This is a genomic window from Pseudoxanthobacter soli DSM 19599, assembly GCF_900148505.1.
Classification (GTDB): Bacteria; Pseudomonadota; Alphaproteobacteria; order Rhizobiales; family Segnochrobactraceae; genus Pseudoxanthobacter; species Pseudoxanthobacter soli.
Genome location: NZ_FRXO01000002.1, coordinates 417,782 through 434,829, shown reverse-complemented (window position 1 = coordinate 434,829; position 17,048 = coordinate 417,782). Strand labels below are relative to the sequence as shown.

Sequence of the window (17,048 nt, the reverse complement as noted above, 5' to 3'; positions counted from 1 at the left end):
ACCTTCCTTCGAATGGCAGTACAGAACGGGAGGAAAAACACATCTCCCGCTCAACCGACCGACGATCTCGGCGGACCAGGTTTCAGTCAGCGACAGTGCCGTTGGACGTGGCCTGAAGGTCGAAGGCGGCCCCGATCAGGGCGCGGGTATACTCGCTTTGCGGGTTGGCGAACACCTCGGCGGTCGACCCCTTCTCGACCACCTTGCCCGCCCGCATCACGATGATTTCGTTGGCGAGCGCACGCACCACCCGCAGGTCGTGCGAGATGAACAGATAGGCGAGCGAGCGGCGAGCCTGGATTTCCCGCAGTAGGTCCACGACCTGTGCCTGCACGCTTTTGTCGAGCGCGGAGGTCGGTTCGTCGAGCACGAGGAAGCGCGGCTCAAGCACCAGCGCTCGGGCGATGGCAATACGCTGCCGCTGTCCGCCGGAGAACTCGTGCGGGTAGCGGAACCGGGTCTCGGCATCGAGGCCGACCTCGTTCAGCACGGAGACCACGCGACTGTCGCGCTCCTCATGCGAAAGGCCCGGCGCATGGACCTTGAGCCCCTCGCCGATGATGTCGGCAACGGACATCCGCGGCGACAGAGAGCCGTAGGGATCCTGAAACACCACCTGCATGTCCCGCCTCAGCGGGCGCAGGTCGTTCCACGAGCGGCTGTCGATGCGGTTGCCGAGAAAGACGATCGGCCCCTCGGATGAAATCAGCCGTAGCAGCGCGAAGCCGAGCGTCGTCTTGCCGGAGCCGGATTCACCGACGACGCCCACAGTCTGTCCCTCGCGTACCACGAGGTCGATGCCATCGACGGCCTTCACGTGATCCACCGTCCGCCGCAGGAATCCCTGCCGGATCGGGAACCACACCTTGAGCCCGCTCGCCTCCACCACCGCGGGCGCGTCCGGGTTCGCCGTTGGCGGCTCTCCCTTGGGCTCCGCCTCGATGAGGTGGCGTGTGTAGGGATGTTGCGGGTTGGCGAAGACGTCGGCGACCTTGCCGTGCTCGACGATCCGGCCATGGGTCATGACGCAGACCCTGTCGGCGACCTTCGAAACGATGCCGAGATCGTGGGTGATGAACAGGATCGCCATGCCGAGACGGGATTGCAGGTCCTGCATCAGTGCCAGGATCTGGGCCTGAACGGTCACGTCGAGCGCCGTCGTCGGCTCGTCGGCGATGAGGAGATCGGGCTCGTTGGCGAGCGCCATCGCAATCATCACGCGCTGGCGCTGGCCGCCCGAAAGCTGATGGGGATAGGCGTCGAGCCGCTTGGCAGCATCGCGAATACCGACGGCATCGAGCATCTCGAGCGTGCGCGCGCGCGCCGCGCGCTCGCCCAGGCCCCGGTGAACGCGGAGGATCTCTCCGATCTGGCGGGCGATGGTGTGAACCGGGTTCAGCGAGGTCATCGGCTCCTGGAACACCATGGTGATGTCCTTGCCGCGCACCTTGCGGATTTCCCGGTCGTCGGCCGACGTCAGGTCGCGATCCTTGAACAGAATGCGGCCTCCCGCCACGAACGAAGGCGGGCTCGGCACCAGACGGAGGATCGACTGCGCGGTGACGGACTTGCCCGACCCCGATTCCCCGACCAGCGCCAGCGTCTCGCCACGCGCGAGATCGAACGAGACATGGTCGACCGCAACGTTCACCGAGCCATCCTCGCGGCGGAAGTGAACGGAAAGGTCCTGAATCGAGAGGAGAGGTGTCGTCGTCATCTATCGTCCAGCCTCACGGCCACTCTGGTCGCCGTTGTCCGGTATCCTCGTCGATGAGGCGGAGGGGGCATCGGTTCAATATTGTATGTCAGCATACATGAAGCAATTCCGAATGGTCCGTCTGGCCGATCACCTTCTGGTAAGGCCTCGACCGATAACCCACAGTTCCGCCGATGGTTCACTGAAAAGTCTTGCGTGGATCGAACGCATCTCGAACGGCCTCGCCGACGAAGATCAGCAGCGACAGCATGATGGAGATCACGAAGAAGCCGGTGATACCGAGCCAGGGGGCCTGAAGATTGTCCTTGCCCTGGGACAACAGCTCGCCGAGCGAAGGCGAGCCGGGCGGCAGCCCGAACCCCAGGAAGTCGAGTGACGTCAGCGTGGTGATCGAGCCGTTGAGGATGAACGGCATGAAGGTCAGCGTCGCCACCATCGCGTTCGGCAGCAGGTGACGGATGATGATGGTGCCGTTGCCGACGCCGAGGGCGCGGGCGGCATTGACATATTCGTAGTTTCTGGCGCGCAGGAATTCCGCCCGGACCACGCCCACGAGCGACACCCACGAGAACAGCAGCAGGATGCCGAGCAGCACCCAGAAGCTCGGCACCAGCACCGACGACAGGATGAGCAGCAGGTAGAGCGTTGGCACCGAACTCCAGATCTCGATGAAACGCTGGAACAGAAGATCGGTCCAGCCGCCGAAATAGCCCTGCACCGCGCCGGCCGCGACGCCGATCACGGACGAGAGGATACTGAGGACGAGCCCGAACAGCACCGAGATGCGGAAGCCGTAGATCAGGCGCGCCAGCACGTCGCGTCCCTGGTCATCGGTGCCGAGCCAGTTCCAGTTCCACGCCGTGCAGTTCGGATCGTCGACCCCGCCCGGCATCTGCGAGCAGCGTTCGGCACGGTCCATCATCCACGACGGCGGCGCCGGGGCCGGCACCGGAATCTCGTTGTTGACGGTGCGGTAGGAATAGCGGACCGGCGCCCAGACCATCCAGCCATTGGCACGGATCTCGTCCTGAATGAAGGGATCGCGATAGTCCGTCACCGCGAGAAAGCCGCCGAACGTCGATTCCGGATAGTCGACCAGCACCGGAAACAGTGTCTCGCCCTTGTAGGAGACGATGAGCGGCCGGTCGTTTGCGATGACCTCGGCGAACAGGGTGACGACGAACAGCACCAGGAAGATCACGGCCGACCAGTAGCCGCGCTTGTGGGCACGGAAGATCTGCCAGCGCCGCCGGTTGATCGGCGAGAGGCGGCTGCGGCGCACCGGTGCCGGCGGCGGCTGCAATGCGGCAGGGGCGGCCGTCGGCGGAGTGAGCGGAAGGGGAGAGGCGTTCATCGGCTCAGACCTCCCGGGTGTCGAAGTCGATGCGAGGATCGACCCAGGTGTAGGTCAGGTCCGAGATCAACCCGAGCACCAGGCCCATCAGCGAGAAGATGTAGAGGGTGGCGAACACCACGGGATAATCGCGGTTCACGACCGATTCGAAGCCGAGCAACCCGAGACCATCGAGATTGAAGATGGTCTCGATCAGGAGTGAGCCGGAAAAGAAGGCGGCGATGAAGGCGCCGGGAAAGCCGGCGATCACGATCAGCATCGCGTTGCGGAAGACGTGGCCGTAGAGGATGCGCCGTTCTGTCAGGCCCTTCATCCGCGCGGTCGTGACGTATTGCTTGCGGATCTCCTCGAGGAACGAGTTCTTGGTGAGGAGCGTGGTGGTGGCGAAGGCCGAAAGCGACATCGCCAGGATGGGCAGCGTCAGGTGCCAGAAATAGTCGGCGATGCGTGCCGGCCAGGACAGGCTCGCCCAATTGTCCGACACGAGGCCGCCGAGCGGGAACCAGTCCAGGAACGAGCCGCCGGCGAACAGCACGATCAGCAGCACCGCGAACAGGAAGCCCGGCACCGCGTAGCCGATGATGATGACCACCGATGTCCAGATATCGAAGCGCGAGCCGTCGCGCACCGCCTTGGCGATGCCGAGCGGGATCGAGATGCCGTAGGAGAGGAGCGTCATCCAGAGCCCCAGCGAGATCGACACCGGCATCTTCTCGGCGATTAGATCGAGCACCGAGATGTCGCGGAAGTAGCTGTCGCCGAAATGGAAGGTGGCGTAGTTCTTCATCATCAGGAGGAAGCGCTCGAGAGGCGGCTTGTCGAAGCCGAACTGTTTCTCGAGCTTCGCGACGAAGGCGGGGTCGAGCCCCTGCGCGCCGCGATATTTCAGGGCGCTGCCACTCGTCGTGCCGGACGAAGCGCCCGGCGAACCGGCAAAGTCGCCAGCGCCGCCGCCGACGCGGGCGGAGGTGTCCGTGCCGGTCAACTGCGCGATGACGCGCTCGACCGGACCGCCCGGCGCGAACTGCACCACCACGAAGCTCACGGCCATGATGCCGATCAGGGTCGGGATCATCAGCAGGATGCGGCGCAGGATATAGGCCGTCATCGGCGAAGGCTCCAAGCTGTCATCGGGCCATCGTCTCCACGTTCGGCGAACGGGCGTTCGCGGCGTCCATGCTCAACCACCCTGTCCCGGTCCCGCCTTCCCGGGATCGCTCCACCACGTCAGCTCTGGCGGGAATCCGTAGCGCGGCGGTTCCGCCGGGAAACCGAAGCGGTCCCAGTAGGCGACGAGATAGGTTGCGCGATACCAGTTCGGCACCCACGGCACGATGGCCCTCAACACGCGGTCCAGCGCCCGGGCGGCCGTGGTCATCTCCGCGCGGGTCGGCGCCGAGATCATCGTCTCGATCAGGCTGTCGACCACCGGATCGGAGATGCCGGCGAGATTGTTACTGCCCGGCTGCGCGCCCGCCTTGGAGCCCCACATCGTCCGGATTTCCTCGCCGGGGGTGGCGGAAAGCGAGAAGCGGCGGATGGTGGCATCGAAATCGTAGTCGCGCACCCGCGACTGGTACTGCACGGGATCGACGACCCGCTCATTCGCCTCGATGCCGATCAGGCGGAGGTTGCGGATGAACGGCTGCACCACCCGGCTGAGGCTCGGATCGCTGTCGAGGAACTCGATAGTGAAGGGGCGCCCGCCGGCATCGACAAGCTTGCCAGCCGCATGGGTCCAGCCGGCCTCCGCCATCAGGCCGGCGGCCTGGCGCAGGAGCTTCCGGTCCTGGCCCGAGCCGTCGGAGACCGGTGCCGTTACCGCCGGGCCGAACACCGCCTGGGGAAGACGGTCGCGGTGCGGCTCCAGCAACGCCAGTTCGGCGGCGTCGGGCTCGCCCTGCGCCATCATGTCGGAGTTCTGGAAGAACGACTGGGTCCGGGTATAGAGCCCGTAGAACAGCGCCTTGTTCGCCCATTCGAAATCGAAGCAGAGGCCGATGGCCTGCCGCACCCGGACATCGGCGAATCGTGGTCGCCGCATGTTGAGGAAGAAGCCCTGGGCGCCTGCGGGCCGCTGATCGGGCAGCGTCGCGCGCTTGACACGCCCGTCGCGCGCCGCGGGAAAATCGTAGCCCGTGGCCCAGTTCCGCGAGATGAATTCTTCGCGGAAGGTGACCTCGCCGGTCTTCAGCGCTTCGAAGGACACCGTCATTTCGCGATAGAATGGAATGCGGATCACATCGAAATTGCCGAGGCCGCGGGACGCCGGCAGATCGCGGCCCCACCAGTCCGCCACGCGCTCGTATTCGATGAAACGGCCCGCTTCGAGGCGCCCGACCTTGTAGGGACCCGAGCCGAGTGGCGGCGACAGCGTCGAGGCGCCGAACTCCCGGCCGGAATAATAGGCCCTGGAGAAGATCGGCAACTGCGCCACGAACTGCTGCAACTGCCGCGTCTGCCGGCCGGAATAGGTCACGACCACTGCCTTCGGGCCGTCCGCCTCGGCTTTCACCATCTCCCGGATGGTCTCGCTGATCTGCGGATGGCCCTCAATCTTGAGGATCGTGAGCGAGAACGCGACGTCGTCCGCGGTCAGCGGGGAACCGTCGTGAAAGGTCAGCCCGTCGCGCAGCACGAAGCGGCAGACGTTGCCGCTCGCATCGATCTCGACGGTCTCCGCGGCGAGACCGTAGATGGCGTCGGGCTCGTCGAGCGCCCGCGTCATCAGGCTTGCGAACACGAGTTCCATCCGTGGCGGCGCGTCGCCCTTGAGCACGAAGGAATTCAGCGTGTTGAAGGTCTGGACATTCTGGTTGTAGCCCCAGGACGGCGGCATGAACACCATGCGTCCGCCCTTCGGCGCGTCCGGGTTGACCCAGTCGAAATGGGTGAAGTCGGCCGGATATTTGAGGTCGCCGAACACCGACAGGCCGTGGGAAGGCCCGGCCGGGGCGGCTGCTCCCGCCGCCGGCGCGGACTGGGCGAATGCGCGTGCCACGGACAGCGGCCCGAGGCCGCCCACGGCGAATCCGGCCGCCGCGGCGAGCACCGTTCGCCGGCTCGGTTCGAACGACGCCAGCCGTCCGCGCATCATAGGCCGGTCCTGCCCGCTCATTGGGGAATGCGCCCGATCGCCGCCGCCTTGGCGTTGTCGTACCACCACACCGTCGGGAAGCCATCGGAGTAGTAGGGCAGCGGATCGGGATGGGAGAACCGGTTCCAGCGCGCGACGCGCGTGGCCGGCAGCGTCCAGCCCGGGATGACATAGTCCGAGGCCATCATCACCCGGTCGAGCGCGTGGGTGGCGGCGACGAGGTCCTCGCGGTCCTTGGCGTAGATCACTTTCTCGATCAGCTTGTCGATCGCCGGGTTCTTCACGCCGCCATAGTTCTGGGAGCCGGCCTGATCGGCGGCATCCGAACCGAAGAAGCCACGCTGCTCGTTGCCGGGCGAAAGCGATTGCGGCCAGCCGGTGTAGATCATGTCGAAGTCGCGGGCCCGCACGCGGTTGACATATTGCGACGAGTCGACCGTCCGCAGCGTCATGTCGATGCCGATGCGCGCGAGGGACTGCTTGAACTGAAGCCCGACGCGCTCGAAGGTCGGGCCGTTCAGCAGGAACTCGAAGGTGAACGGCGCACCGGTCTTGGCGTTGACGAGCTTGCCGCCCTTCTGCACCCAGCCCGCTTCATTGAGCAGGTCGAGTGCCTGTTTCAGGTTGTCGCGCTCTGCGCCGGGGTTCTCGGCGACCGGGTTCGCATAGGGCTTGGTGAACACGGAGTCCGGGATAGAGCCGGGCGGAACCTCGGCCTGAACCTCCTTCAGGATCGCGAGTTCGCGGCCCTCCGGCAGTCCGCTCGCGGCAAGGTCGGTGCCGTAGAAGTAGCTGTTGATGCGCTGGTACTGTCCGAAGAACAGGATGCGGTTCATCCGCTCATAGGCGAGCGCGAGATTGAGCGCGCGCCTCACCCGCGGATCCTGGAACTCCGGCCGCCGCAGGTTCGGGATGAAGCCGACCATCAGTCCGGAGCCGCGGCTCGGGAACAGCTCGAGGATCACCTTGCCGTCCTTGACGGCCGGGAAATCGTAGGCCGTCGCCCAGGTCTTGGCGGTCGCCTCGACACGCCAGTCGAACTGGTCGGCCTTGAAGGCTTCAAGCTCCGACGTGTCGTCGCGGAAATAGTCGTAGCGGATCTGGTCGAAATTGTTGGTGCCGACGTTCACCGGCAGCTTCTCGCCCCAGTAGTCCGGCACCCGCTCGTAGGTGATGGTACGGCCGGGAATGGCGGACTTGATCCGGTACGGCCCCGAGCCGAGCGGCGGCTCCAGGGTGCCGGCGGTGATGTCGCGCTTGTTGCCCTTCGCGTCGGTCCCCTCCCACCAGTGCTTGGGCAGCACCAGGAGCTGGCCGAGAATGTGCGGAAGCTCACGGTTGCCGGCCTGATCGAAGGTGAACGTCACTTCGTCAGGACCGGTGACCTCCGCCTTGGTGACGTGGCGGTAGTAATATTCCTGCTGCGGGTTGTTCTTCGTCAGCACCTCGAACGACCACACCACGTCCTCCGGCGTGATCGGCTTGCCGTCCTGCCAGCGCGCTTCCGGCCTCAGCCGGTACTTCACCCAGGAATAATCGGCCGGATAGGACAGGCCGGACGCGATCAGGCCATATTCCGACGAGGACTCGTCGAGGCTCGGCGTCATCAGCGTGTCGTAGATCAGGCCGATTCCGGCGGCGACGGTGCCCTTCGAGATGACGAAATTGTAGGTGTCGAACGTGCCGTCGGCCGGCAGGCGCACGAGGCCGCCCTTCGGCGCATCCGGATTCACGTAGTCGAAGCGCTTGAAGTCGTCCGGATATTTCGGCGCGCCGATCAGGGCGCCGCCAACATGCCAGGCAGGGGCTGCATCCGGGTTTGCCGGCGTCGCCTGTCCGGTCGCGTTCTGGTCGGTCGTGGTCGGGGCAGCCTTGGCCGGGGCGTTCTGGGCCGGAGCATCCGCCGGAGCAGGGTCCTGGGCGAAGGCCGGACTGCCGGCGAAGGCCAGGGCGAGGCAAAGGACGGAGGTCTTGATCAGGCTGCGCATTCCGTTCCCTTCGAAGATGTCGACCGTGACGAGATCCACGTCGGCCGTCTGCGGCCAGAACGGCGACCGCAAGCCAGCGACATGAAATATCGTGCCACACTTCCTAAGATGACATCTTCGGAACCGAAATGGGGCAGGGCCGCACTGAAATGCGGACATGACGAAAATTTAACACGGGCCCACCGGGATGCCGCCGAGCCCGTTCGCGTTCGGAATGGACGGACCCTGCGGGGAGGGCGCCGCCCGCCGCCGCTTCAGGCTTCCGCCGCCTTTGCGGCTGCTTCCGCCGTTGAGTGGATGTGCTCGGAACGGCTGACTTCGGTCAGCATCATCGCTGCGACGAGGCCGATGCCGGACAGGATCGGCAGCAGAAGGATGGCATAGTGATAGGCTTCGGCGGGATAGGTGACACCGCCGGGCGTCGCCGTGCCGAACAGGTCGAGCAGTTCGCCGAAGGCCCATTCGCCGATGCCGCCGATCAGCATGATGATCATGTTGGTGGCGGCGATCGCGGTTCCGGTCACCTTGGCGGGGTTGTGCTCGACGGCCGCGGCGAAGCAGACCACCTGCGAGGTCGAAGCGAACCCGAGCAGAAGCATGACCACGTATGCAATCGGCAGCGACATCGACGGCAGCATGGCGATGATGAGCGTCATGAAGAGGGTCGCGATGCTCGCGCCCATCAGCATCCGCCGGCGGATGCCGTAGCGGTCGGAGACGTAGCCGGCCACCGGGCCACCCACCAGCCAGCCGACATACATCATCGAGATCGCGCCGGTGGCGTCGAGCTTCGTGCCGCCGGTGATGGCGGAGACATATTCCGCGCCCCACAGCGCGCCGAGGATCGAGAGCGGCATGTAGAGCGTCGCCCCGACGATGCCGATATACCAGCTCTGGGGGTTGGAATAGACGATCCTGAGCGCTTCGATGATCGACGGCTTCTTGACGTGCGGGACCGCGTGCGCGGCAGCCGGTCGCGGCTGGCGACGGGGGACGATCACCAGGATGAGGACCGTGATGGTGATGCCGACGAAACCCGCGAACAGCAGCGCGGCCTGCCAGCCGAGCGTCTCCACCACGGTCGCGATGCCGGCATTGCCGATGATCGCCCCGGCCATCCCGAGCGAGGTGGTAAGGCCCGACAGCAGCGCCAGCATGGAGCGGGGAAACCACTCGGCGGCGACATACATCGTGCCGACGAAGGCGAACGCGGACCCGAGACCCTGGCAGAAGCGGGCGGCGACCAGCAGCGACGGCGAGGAGCCGGCGATCTGCAGGAAGGCACCCGCGGTGCAGATCAGCGCGGAGATCACCAGCACGTTGCGCGGCCCGAACCGGTCGATCACGGTGCCGGACAGGAGCTGCATCGGCGAATAGATCATGTAGTACGTGCCGGCCGCAGCACCGAGAGCCGCCGCGGTCAGCCCGAAATGGGCCTGGAGTTCGGGCTCCATGGAGGACGGCGCAACGCGCACGAAGAACTCGTAGAGATAGAACAGCGCGGCCGTTCCCCACACGATCCAGCCCCGTAGCGAGACGGCGCCCTGAAAGCCGCCTTCGCGTTCCTCCGTGATCATGATGCCCCTCGTCTTTTCGCTGCGTCGCGTCCCCGTGGAATAGTTCGACGCCATTCCGCGTTTGAGCGCAATGGCTTTTCGACGGCCGTCACGCGCGGCAAAGCGGCCCCGCCGTTCGGCATGTCCCGGGGTGGTCGCGTCGAAGCGAGCGGCAGCGCAGCCATGCCGCACGCACTCAGGGCATTTCAGCCGGATCGTGATTCGCCGACGGGCCTCTCGCCCGCATCCTCGCACGCCGCCCGGCAACGTCGCGCCGGGCGAAACACCCCGGCGAGGCGGGGTGTCTCACAGGATGGATTATTGAGCCGGTGCTGGCTGGCCTTCCGCCGGAGCGCCGTTCGCGGGCGCGTTTCCGCCGGATGGGGCGCTTCCGTTCGGCGCGGCGCCTGCGGCACCGGCGTCCTCGACCGGCGGCAACGGCTCCGGATTGTCGGCGAGCGTGCGCAGATAGGCCAGCAGATCCGCGCGATCCTGGTCCTTCTTGATGCCCGCGAAGCCCATTGCCGTACCCGGCACGAAGGTCTTCGGGGCCGCAATGAAGTGGAACAGGTTCTCGAAGGTCCAGTGCTGCTTGCCACCGTCGGAGAACTTGGTCATGCCGGCCGAATAGGCGAACCCTGCATGCTCTCCGACCGGACGGCCGACCACGCTCCACAGATCGGGGCCGACCTTGTTCGGGCCGCCCTTCTCAAGGCTGTGACACGCCTGGCACTTCTTCGCCTGCGCCTCGCCGGCCGTCACATTGGCCTTGGCAAGCAACACCGGCAGCGGAACCTGCGGTTCCGCCGGCGCACTTTCCCCTGCGGCCGGTGTCTCGGCAACGGCGATCTCATAGCCAGGCTTGGCGGGTGGTGCACGATGAAAGATCACATCGGACAGGACGCCGATGCCCATCGCAAACACCAGCGTCCCAAGGACCGCGCCGGCCATCTTGTTCATTTCGAACGAGTCTATCACGGCTTGGGTCTCTCTTGTCAGACAGGCCGGTGACTGCTTGTTTTTTTGCCTCCCGCGCCCTTTTGGAGCGCATCCCGAACTGATAACCGCTTCAACTCGGCTCTGTCCATGCCTATAAGGCTGGCGCGGCGTGAGACAATTCGACACCGAAACCAATCCGTGGCGGGTTCGGGATCGCGCCGGAGGAAAGAAGACCCCATGGCGTCCCGACCGATCCTGCTGATTCCGGCCCGCATGGCCTCGACCCGGCTGCCGGGCAAGCCGCTCGCCGACATCGCGGGCCTGCCCATGATCGTTCAGGTTCTGCGTCGCGCCGAGGAGGCCGATATCGGTCCCGTCGTGGTCGCCTGCGACGATGTGCGGGTGCACGAGGCGGTCGAGGCCGCGGGCGGCCGCGCCGTGATGACGCGCAGCGACCACGAATCGGGGTCCGACCGCATCTTCGAGGCCTTGGGACTGGTGGATCCCGAGGGAGTCCATGACGTCATCGTGAACGTGCAGGGCGACCTGCCGACGATCGAGCCCGCGCCGATTCGTGCCGCCGCCGCCCTGCTCGACGATCCCGCCGTCGATATCGGCACGCTGACCGCGGAAATCCGCGTTGAGGAAGAGCGCGCCAATCCGAACGTTGTGAAGGTCGTCGGCGCACCTCTGTCAGCCGAGCGGCTGAGAGCGCTCTATTTCACCCGCGCCACGGCGCCATACGGGGAAGGGCCGCTGTTCCATCACATCGGCCTCTACGCCTACCGGCGTTCGGCGCTCGCCCGGTTCGTCTCGCTGCCGCAATCGGCGCTCGAGAAGCGGGAGAAGCTCGAACAGTTGCGCGCCCTCGAAGCCGGCATGCGCATCGATGTGGCCGTGGTCGATACCGTTCCCTTCGGCGTCGACACGCCGGACGATCTCTCCCGCGCGCGCGACATGCTGGCGGCGGCATCCGCAGGTACCCGATTTAGCGGGCGGCGTCCCGGCGCCGCCTGACCCGCGACAAGCCTGAGCCGGTCCCCGGGGACGCCGGCTCGCCGCCTGCATCGAGAGGCCGCCACGCGCGCCTCGCCATCGAAGAGAAGCCCCAATGAACACGCCGAAACGGGTCGCCTATCAGGGGGAACCCGGCGCCAACTCCCATATCGCCTGCCTCGAGGTCTATCCCCAGGCAGAGGCCGTGCCCTGCGCCACGTTCGAGGACTGCTTCGCCGCGCTCGAAAGCGAGGCGGTCGATCTCGCCATGATTCCGATCGAGAACTCGGTCGCCGGCCGCGTCGCCGATATCCACCACCTGCTGCCTGCGGCGCGCGCCTTCATCATCCGCGAGCACTTCCTGCCGATCCATCACCAGCTGCTCGGTCTGCCCGGCGCAACGCTTGCCGACATCCGCACGGTGCAGAGCCACGTCCAGGCGCTCGGCCAGTGCCGGCGCCGGCTTCGCGCGATGGGTTTCGAGGCCGTGGTCGGTGCCGACACCGCCGGCTCCGCACGCGAGATCGCCGCGGCCGGGGACATCAGCCGCGGCGCGCTCGCCTCCAGGCTTGCCGCCGAGGTCTACGGTCTCGACATTCTGGCGGAAGATGTCGAGGACGAACGCCACAACACCACCCGGTTCGTGGTGTTCTCCCGGGAGGAGGTCCGTCCGGCGCTGAACGCCGGTCCTGCCGTCACCTCGATCCTGTTCCGGGTGCGCAACGTCCCCGCCGCGCTCTACAAGGCGCTCGGCGGTTTCGCCACCAACGGGGTCAATATCACCAAGCTGGAGTCCTACCAGCTCGCCGGCAAATTCTTCGCCACCCAGTTCTATGCCGACGTCGAAGGCCACATCGAAGACCCCGCTGTGGCACTCGCGCTTGAGGAACTGGCGTTCTTCTCGGCCGAACTGCGTGTGCTCGGCGTCTATCCGGCCGCCCCGTTCCGCGAGGCGATCCGCGAGCCGGAGGAGAACCGGACACTGCGGCCGTCGCCCGCTGCCGAATGAATGACAAAATGCGGGGGACACCGTCCCCCGCACCCAGGCCCCCGCCCGTTCTCACCCGAAGGAGGGTGCCTTCTGGGGATTCGTTGGCCGCCCTCAGATCGGATCGATCCGAACGCGCCTTGTTCTATGGCCAAAGCACCGTCGGCGGCATGGAGGACAGGATCGCCTCCACATTGCCGCCGGTCTTCAGCCCGAACAGCGTGCCGCGGTCGTAAATCAGGTTGAACTCGACATAGCGTCCGCGGCGGATGAGCTGTTCCCGGCGCTCGGCCTCCGTCCAGGGCTTGGCGAAATTGCGCCGGACGATCTCCGGGTAGATCGCGAGAAACGCTTCGCCCACCGCCCGGGTAAAGGCGAAGTCGCCCTCGATGTCGCCCGAATTCAGGTTGTCGTAGAAGATGCCACCGATGCCGCGCGGCTCATTGCGGTGCTTCAGGAAGAAGTAGTCGTCGCACCACGACTTGAAGTGGCCATAATCGGCCATGGCGTGGCCTTCGCACGACCTGCGCATCGCGGCGTGGAAGTCGACCGAGTCGGCATCTTCCTGGGTGCGGCGGGCATCCAGCATCGGGGTCAGGTCGGCGCCGCCGCCGAACCACGACCGGCTGGTCGCCACCATGCGGGTGTTCATGTGCACGGTCGGGACGTGCGGGCTCCAGGGGTGCACGATCAGCGAGATGCCCGAGGCCCAGAACCGCGGGTCCTCGGTGGCACCGGGGATCTGGCCCCGGAACTCCGGCGAGAACACACCGTGGACGGTCGAGCAGTGAACGCCGGCTTTCTCGAACAGTCGGCCGCGCAGCACGCCCATGATGCCGCCGCCGCCGGGCGTGCCGTCCTCGTTGGTGCGCTCCCAAGGATCGCGGGTGAAGCGTCCCGCCGGCCCCTCGACCGCGCCACCAAGGCCGCCCGCCTCGTCTTCCAGGTCTTCGAGAGCCTTGTGGATGCGGTCCCGCAGGTCTTCGAACCACGCCCTGGCGCGGGGCTTCAGCGCCTCTGCCTCCGGGGAGGCGGCAGGTGCGCCGCGGGCCATCATGTCGGCACGGTGGCCGCGGTCACGCTCCGGGCTGACCTGCGCCAGCGTGTTGTCGACCCCTTCCGGTTCGCTCGCCCGCGCCTTCTCGGCCGCGGTCATCCCGCTCGTCATGATCGTCGTTCCCTGTCTTCGCGGTCGCGCGCCGCCGGTGCGGATGCGTGTGGGCCTCTGCCTGCGGGCCGCGCTCTGCGGACGATGCAAGCGCTTGCAGCGGCCTGGCGTCGTTGATCCGACGCAAAGAAGCCACGCACTGCGACAATCGCGTCGCCATCCTCACCCCGCCAATAGACCATCGCCGCGCGAAGTGCGAAACGGTTTTCGCCGCCTGTTCCCGGTGCGAATCCCGAAGCGTGCCGCCCCGCGAGGGTGCGAAGCCTTGGCGTCACGGTGCCGACGCAATCGTGCGGCATCACGGCGATCTTCTGGAAAATGCATTCCTTCCGGCACCATGCCGTCCTGCGCGGAGGCGTGGCGGCCGTTTTCGTTTCTTGGAGACCCCCCGATGATCAACCGGCTGCTGTCCTGGTTCGAAGGCCGGATCGATCCGTTTGCTGCGGGAAGCGGCGGGCAGCCGCCGGCCGGCCTGATGGCGTTCTACTGGTACTTCGTCCGTCAGGCGTGGGTCTGGTTCGCCATGGTGCTGCTGGCCGGTGCGCTGGTGGCGATCGTCGAGGTGGCGATGTTCCGCTATGTCGGCTCAATCGTCGACCTTCTCGGCACCACCACGCCCGAGAAGGTGTTCCAGGAGCACGGCGAGACGCTTCTTTGGATGCTGGCGGTGGTGCTGTTCGCCCGGCCGTTCGCCACGGTGTTTCACGATCTCGTGGTGCGCCAGGCGATCCTGCCGCCGTTCACCAACCTGATCCGGTGGCAGTCGCACCGTCACGTGGTGCGCCAGAGCATGGCGTTCTTCCAGAACGACTTTGCCGGCCGCATCGCCAGTCGCGTGATGCAGACCGGCTCGTCGCTGCGTGCCTCCGTGGTGGAGACGGTCGATGCGCTGTGGTTCGCAGGCCTTTATGCCGCGAGCGCGCTCGTGCTGTTCGCCGATGCCGATATCTGGCTCGCGATGCCACTGTTCCTTTGGGTGATCGGCTATATCCTGCTGCTGCGCCATTTCGTGCCGAAGCTGCGCGATCTCGCGCGCGTGCTGTCGGAGCGCAACTCGCTGCTGACCGGCCGCATCGTCGACGGCTACACCAACATCATGACCGTCAAGCTGTTCGCCCACGCCGAGCGTGAGGATGCCTACGTGCGCGAGGCGATGGGCGAGCACGTCTCCGCCTTCCGCAAGCAGCTACGGTCGGTGACGGCCATGACGGTCTCGGTCAACGTGCTGAACTGTCTGATGCTCGGCGCCACCGGCGCCGTGGCCGTGCTGCTGTGGCAGGCGGGCGTGGTCGGGCTCGGCGCCATCGCCTTCACCACCGGCCTCGCCATCCGCATCGTCAACATGTCCGGCTGGATCATGTGGGAGGTGACCGGCATCTTCGAGAACGTCGGCCAGGTCCAGGAAGGCATGATGACCATCGCACAGCCGCTGACGGTGGTCGACCGCCCGAACGCGCCGAAGCTCGATGTGCCCCGTGGCGAGGTGCGGTTCGAGAACATCACGTTCCACTACGGCCGCAGCGAAGGCATCATCGAGCGCTTGTCGCTGACGGTGAAGCCCGGCGAGCGCATCGGCCTCGTCGGCCGCTCCGGCGCCGGCAAGTCGACACTCGTCTCGCTGCTGCTGCGGTTCTACGACCTCGAGGGCGGCCGCATTGTCATCGACGGCCAGGATGTCGCCGACGTCTCGCAGGAAAGCCTCAGGGCCGCCATCGGGGTCGTCACTCAGGACACCTCGCTCCTGCATCGGTCCGTGGCGGACAATATCCTCTACGGACGGCCGGACGCCGCGCCCGAGGCGGTTGAGGCGGCGGCCGAGCGCGCCCATGCCACCGCCTTCATTGGCGACCTCGTCGACCCCAAGGGCCGGCGGGGGTACGAGGCCCATGTCGGCGAACGCGGCGTGAAGCTCTCCGGCGGCCAGCGCCAGCGCATCGCCATCGCCCGCGTGCTGCTGAAGGACGCGCCGATTCTGATTCTGGACGAGGCGACCTCCGCGCTCGATTCCGAGGTCGAGGCCGCGATCCAGGACGATCTCGACGCGCTGATGGAAGGCAAAACGGTGATCGCCATCGCCCATCGCCTGTCCACCATCGCCCGGATGGACCGGCTGATCGTGCTCGACGGCGGTGCCATCGTGGAGGACGGCAGCCACGAGGAACTGATCGCGCGAGGCGGCCTCTACGCCGACCTGTGGCGGCGCCAGTCCGGCGGCTTCATCGCCCATGAGGGGGGGAACGCCGACGGCGAGGCGGAGAGCGGCAGGTCCGGCCCGGTGCTCATGTCCGGCCGGGCATGAGCCCGGTCTGGCGCAGCGCCTCTCCGGCAACGATGGCGCACGACACCGCGACATTGAGCGAGCGCATCCCCTCGACCATGGCGATGCGCACCCGGCCGTCCGCGGTGGCGTGAACCTCGTCCGGCACGCCGGCCGATTCGCGGCCGAACAGCAGCGTGTCGCCGGCGCTGAAGGCGAAGGCGTCGTGGCGCACGGCCGCGCGGGTCGTCAGCAGGATCAGCCTTCCTCCGCGCCGCCGGCGGTCCTGCTCGAAGGTCGCGAAGGAATCATGCAGCGTCAGGGCCGCCCGGGACAGGTAATCGAGGCCTGCGCGACGCAGCGCCTTGTCACCGAGGTCGAAGCCGGCCGGCCCGATCACGTCGACGCCCAGGCCGAGGCACGCCGCCGTGCGCAGGATGGTGCCGGTGTTCTGCGGAATGTCGGGCTGGTAGAGCGCGATGCGCATGATGTCCGAGGATGTTTTCAGGCCGGCCGGCCTGGCGGCCGAATCGGCCGGGTGGCGGGAGCGCGGCCGGCATTGATCGAGATCAGACCGGTCTTGCGACATTCGGTCCGTTCTCCGGCCGAACACTGGACAAGTTCTATGAGGGATGCAAACAATCGACGACCAAGGCCGTGTTTCGCGTAAAACCGCGCAGGGACTGGACGGAACGGGTGGGGCGTTCGGCGGTTCGGCTTTTTGCCGGGCGGTGTGAACAGCACCGACTGACTCAATATCCGTTTCCAGGCAGGCGTGGAAGGATCGAAGGCCGGGATCGTCACCCGGCCTCGCAAGACGTTTCACGGTCTGGACGACGCGGCGCACGCCGGTCCGTACGGGATTCGCGGTCGGCGGCTCATTGGCGCCGGCATGATTCGTTCCCAGGGACCGGTTCGATAACAAGCGGCGGCCGCGCCGACGGGTAACCCGCCGCTGAAGCAGGCGGGATCCGAGCTGACGGCACTG

The 17,048-nt window shown here is 66.5% G+C and carries 12 protein-coding genes; 3 read left to right on the top strand and 9 right to left on the bottom strand.

Going from position 1 to position 17,048, the window contains the following annotated elements:
- Positions 1 to 82: 82 nt before the first annotated feature.
- The 7 genes from BUF17_RS06340 to BUF17_RS06310 all read right to left on the bottom strand — a co-directional run bounded on the left by BUF17_RS06340 (position 83) and on the right by BUF17_RS06310 (position 10,663).
- Complete coding sequence (locus BUF17_RS06340; RefSeq protein ID WP_073626679.1) at positions 83 to 1,717, bottom strand: ABC transporter ATP-binding protein; 1,635 nt, start codon at positions 1,715 to 1,717, stop codon at positions 83 to 85.
- A 178-nt stretch (positions 1,718 to 1,895) separates the two neighbouring features.
- On the bottom strand, positions 1,896 to 3,071 hold the full coding sequence (locus tag BUF17_RS06335) for an ABC transporter permease (RefSeq protein WP_073626677.1): 1,176 nt from the start codon (positions 3,069 to 3,071) through the stop codon (positions 1,896 to 1,898).
- Between the two features lie 4 nt (positions 3,072 to 3,075).
- Positions 3,076 to 4,179 carry a microcin C ABC transporter permease YejB gene (locus BUF17_RS06330; protein WP_073626675.1) on the bottom strand — a complete coding sequence of 368 codons (1,104 nt, stop codon included), beginning with the start codon at positions 4,177 to 4,179 and terminating at the stop codon, positions 3,076 to 3,078.
- Between the two features lie 72 nt (positions 4,180 to 4,251).
- Complete coding sequence (locus tag BUF17_RS06325; RefSeq protein ID WP_073627222.1) at positions 4,252 to 6,165, bottom strand: extracellular solute-binding protein; 1,914 nt, start codon at positions 6,163 to 6,165, stop codon at positions 4,252 to 4,254.
- Positions 6,166 to 6,185: 20 nt separating this feature from the next.
- Positions 6,186 to 8,156, bottom strand: a complete 1,971-nt coding sequence (locus BUF17_RS06320) for an extracellular solute-binding protein (protein ID WP_084564242.1) — start codon at positions 8,154 to 8,156, stop codon at positions 6,186 to 6,188.
- A 254-nt stretch (positions 8,157 to 8,410) separates the two neighbouring features.
- Complete coding sequence (locus BUF17_RS06315) at positions 8,411 to 9,733, bottom strand: MFS transporter (protein WP_175563623.1); 1,323 nt, start codon at positions 9,731 to 9,733, stop codon at positions 8,411 to 8,413.
- Positions 9,734 to 10,030: 297 nt separating this feature from the next.
- Positions 10,031 to 10,663 (bottom strand): c-type cytochrome, encoded by a 633-nt coding sequence (locus BUF17_RS06310; protein WP_342185829.1) that lies wholly within the window; start codon positions 10,661 to 10,663, stop codon positions 10,031 to 10,033.
- 225 nt (positions 10,664 to 10,888) lie between these two features.
- Here BUF17_RS06310 and BUF17_RS06305 point away from each other — a divergent pair, with 225 nt between their 5' ends.
- Entirely contained in the window at positions 10,889 to 11,668 is a 780-nt protein-coding gene (locus tag BUF17_RS06305) for a 3-deoxy-manno-octulosonate cytidylyltransferase (protein WP_073626671.1), read from the top strand.
- A gap of 94 nt (positions 11,669 to 11,762) precedes the next feature.
- Entirely contained in the window at positions 11,763 to 12,656 is an 894-nt protein-coding gene (locus BUF17_RS06300; protein ID WP_073626668.1) for a prephenate dehydratase, read from the top strand.
- 124 nt (positions 12,657 to 12,780) lie between these two features.
- On the opposite strand, the gene hemF is transcribed toward BUF17_RS06300, so the two are convergent.
- Positions 12,781 to 13,689 (bottom strand): oxygen-dependent coproporphyrinogen oxidase, encoded by a 909-nt coding sequence (hemF, locus tag BUF17_RS06295; protein ID WP_139282449.1) that lies wholly within the window; start codon positions 13,687 to 13,689, stop codon positions 12,781 to 12,783.
- Positions 13,690 to 14,194: 505 nt separating this feature from the next.
- Between hemF and BUF17_RS06290 the strand changes: the two genes are divergently transcribed.
- Complete coding sequence (locus BUF17_RS06290) at positions 14,195 to 16,102, top strand: ABC transporter ATP-binding protein (protein ID WP_073626666.1); 1,908 nt, start codon at positions 14,195 to 14,197, stop codon at positions 16,100 to 16,102.
- Here the strand turns inward: BUF17_RS06290 and BUF17_RS06285 are convergent.
- Positions 16,083 to 16,547: a tRNA (cytidine(34)-2'-O)-methyltransferase gene (locus BUF17_RS06285; protein ID WP_073627214.1), complete on the bottom strand. Its 465-nt coding sequence runs from the start codon at positions 16,545 to 16,547 to the stop codon at positions 16,083 to 16,085. The two genes, BUF17_RS06290 and BUF17_RS06285, sit on opposite strands and share 20 nt — an antisense overlap.
- Between the last annotated feature and the right edge of the window lie 501 nt (positions 16,548 to 17,048).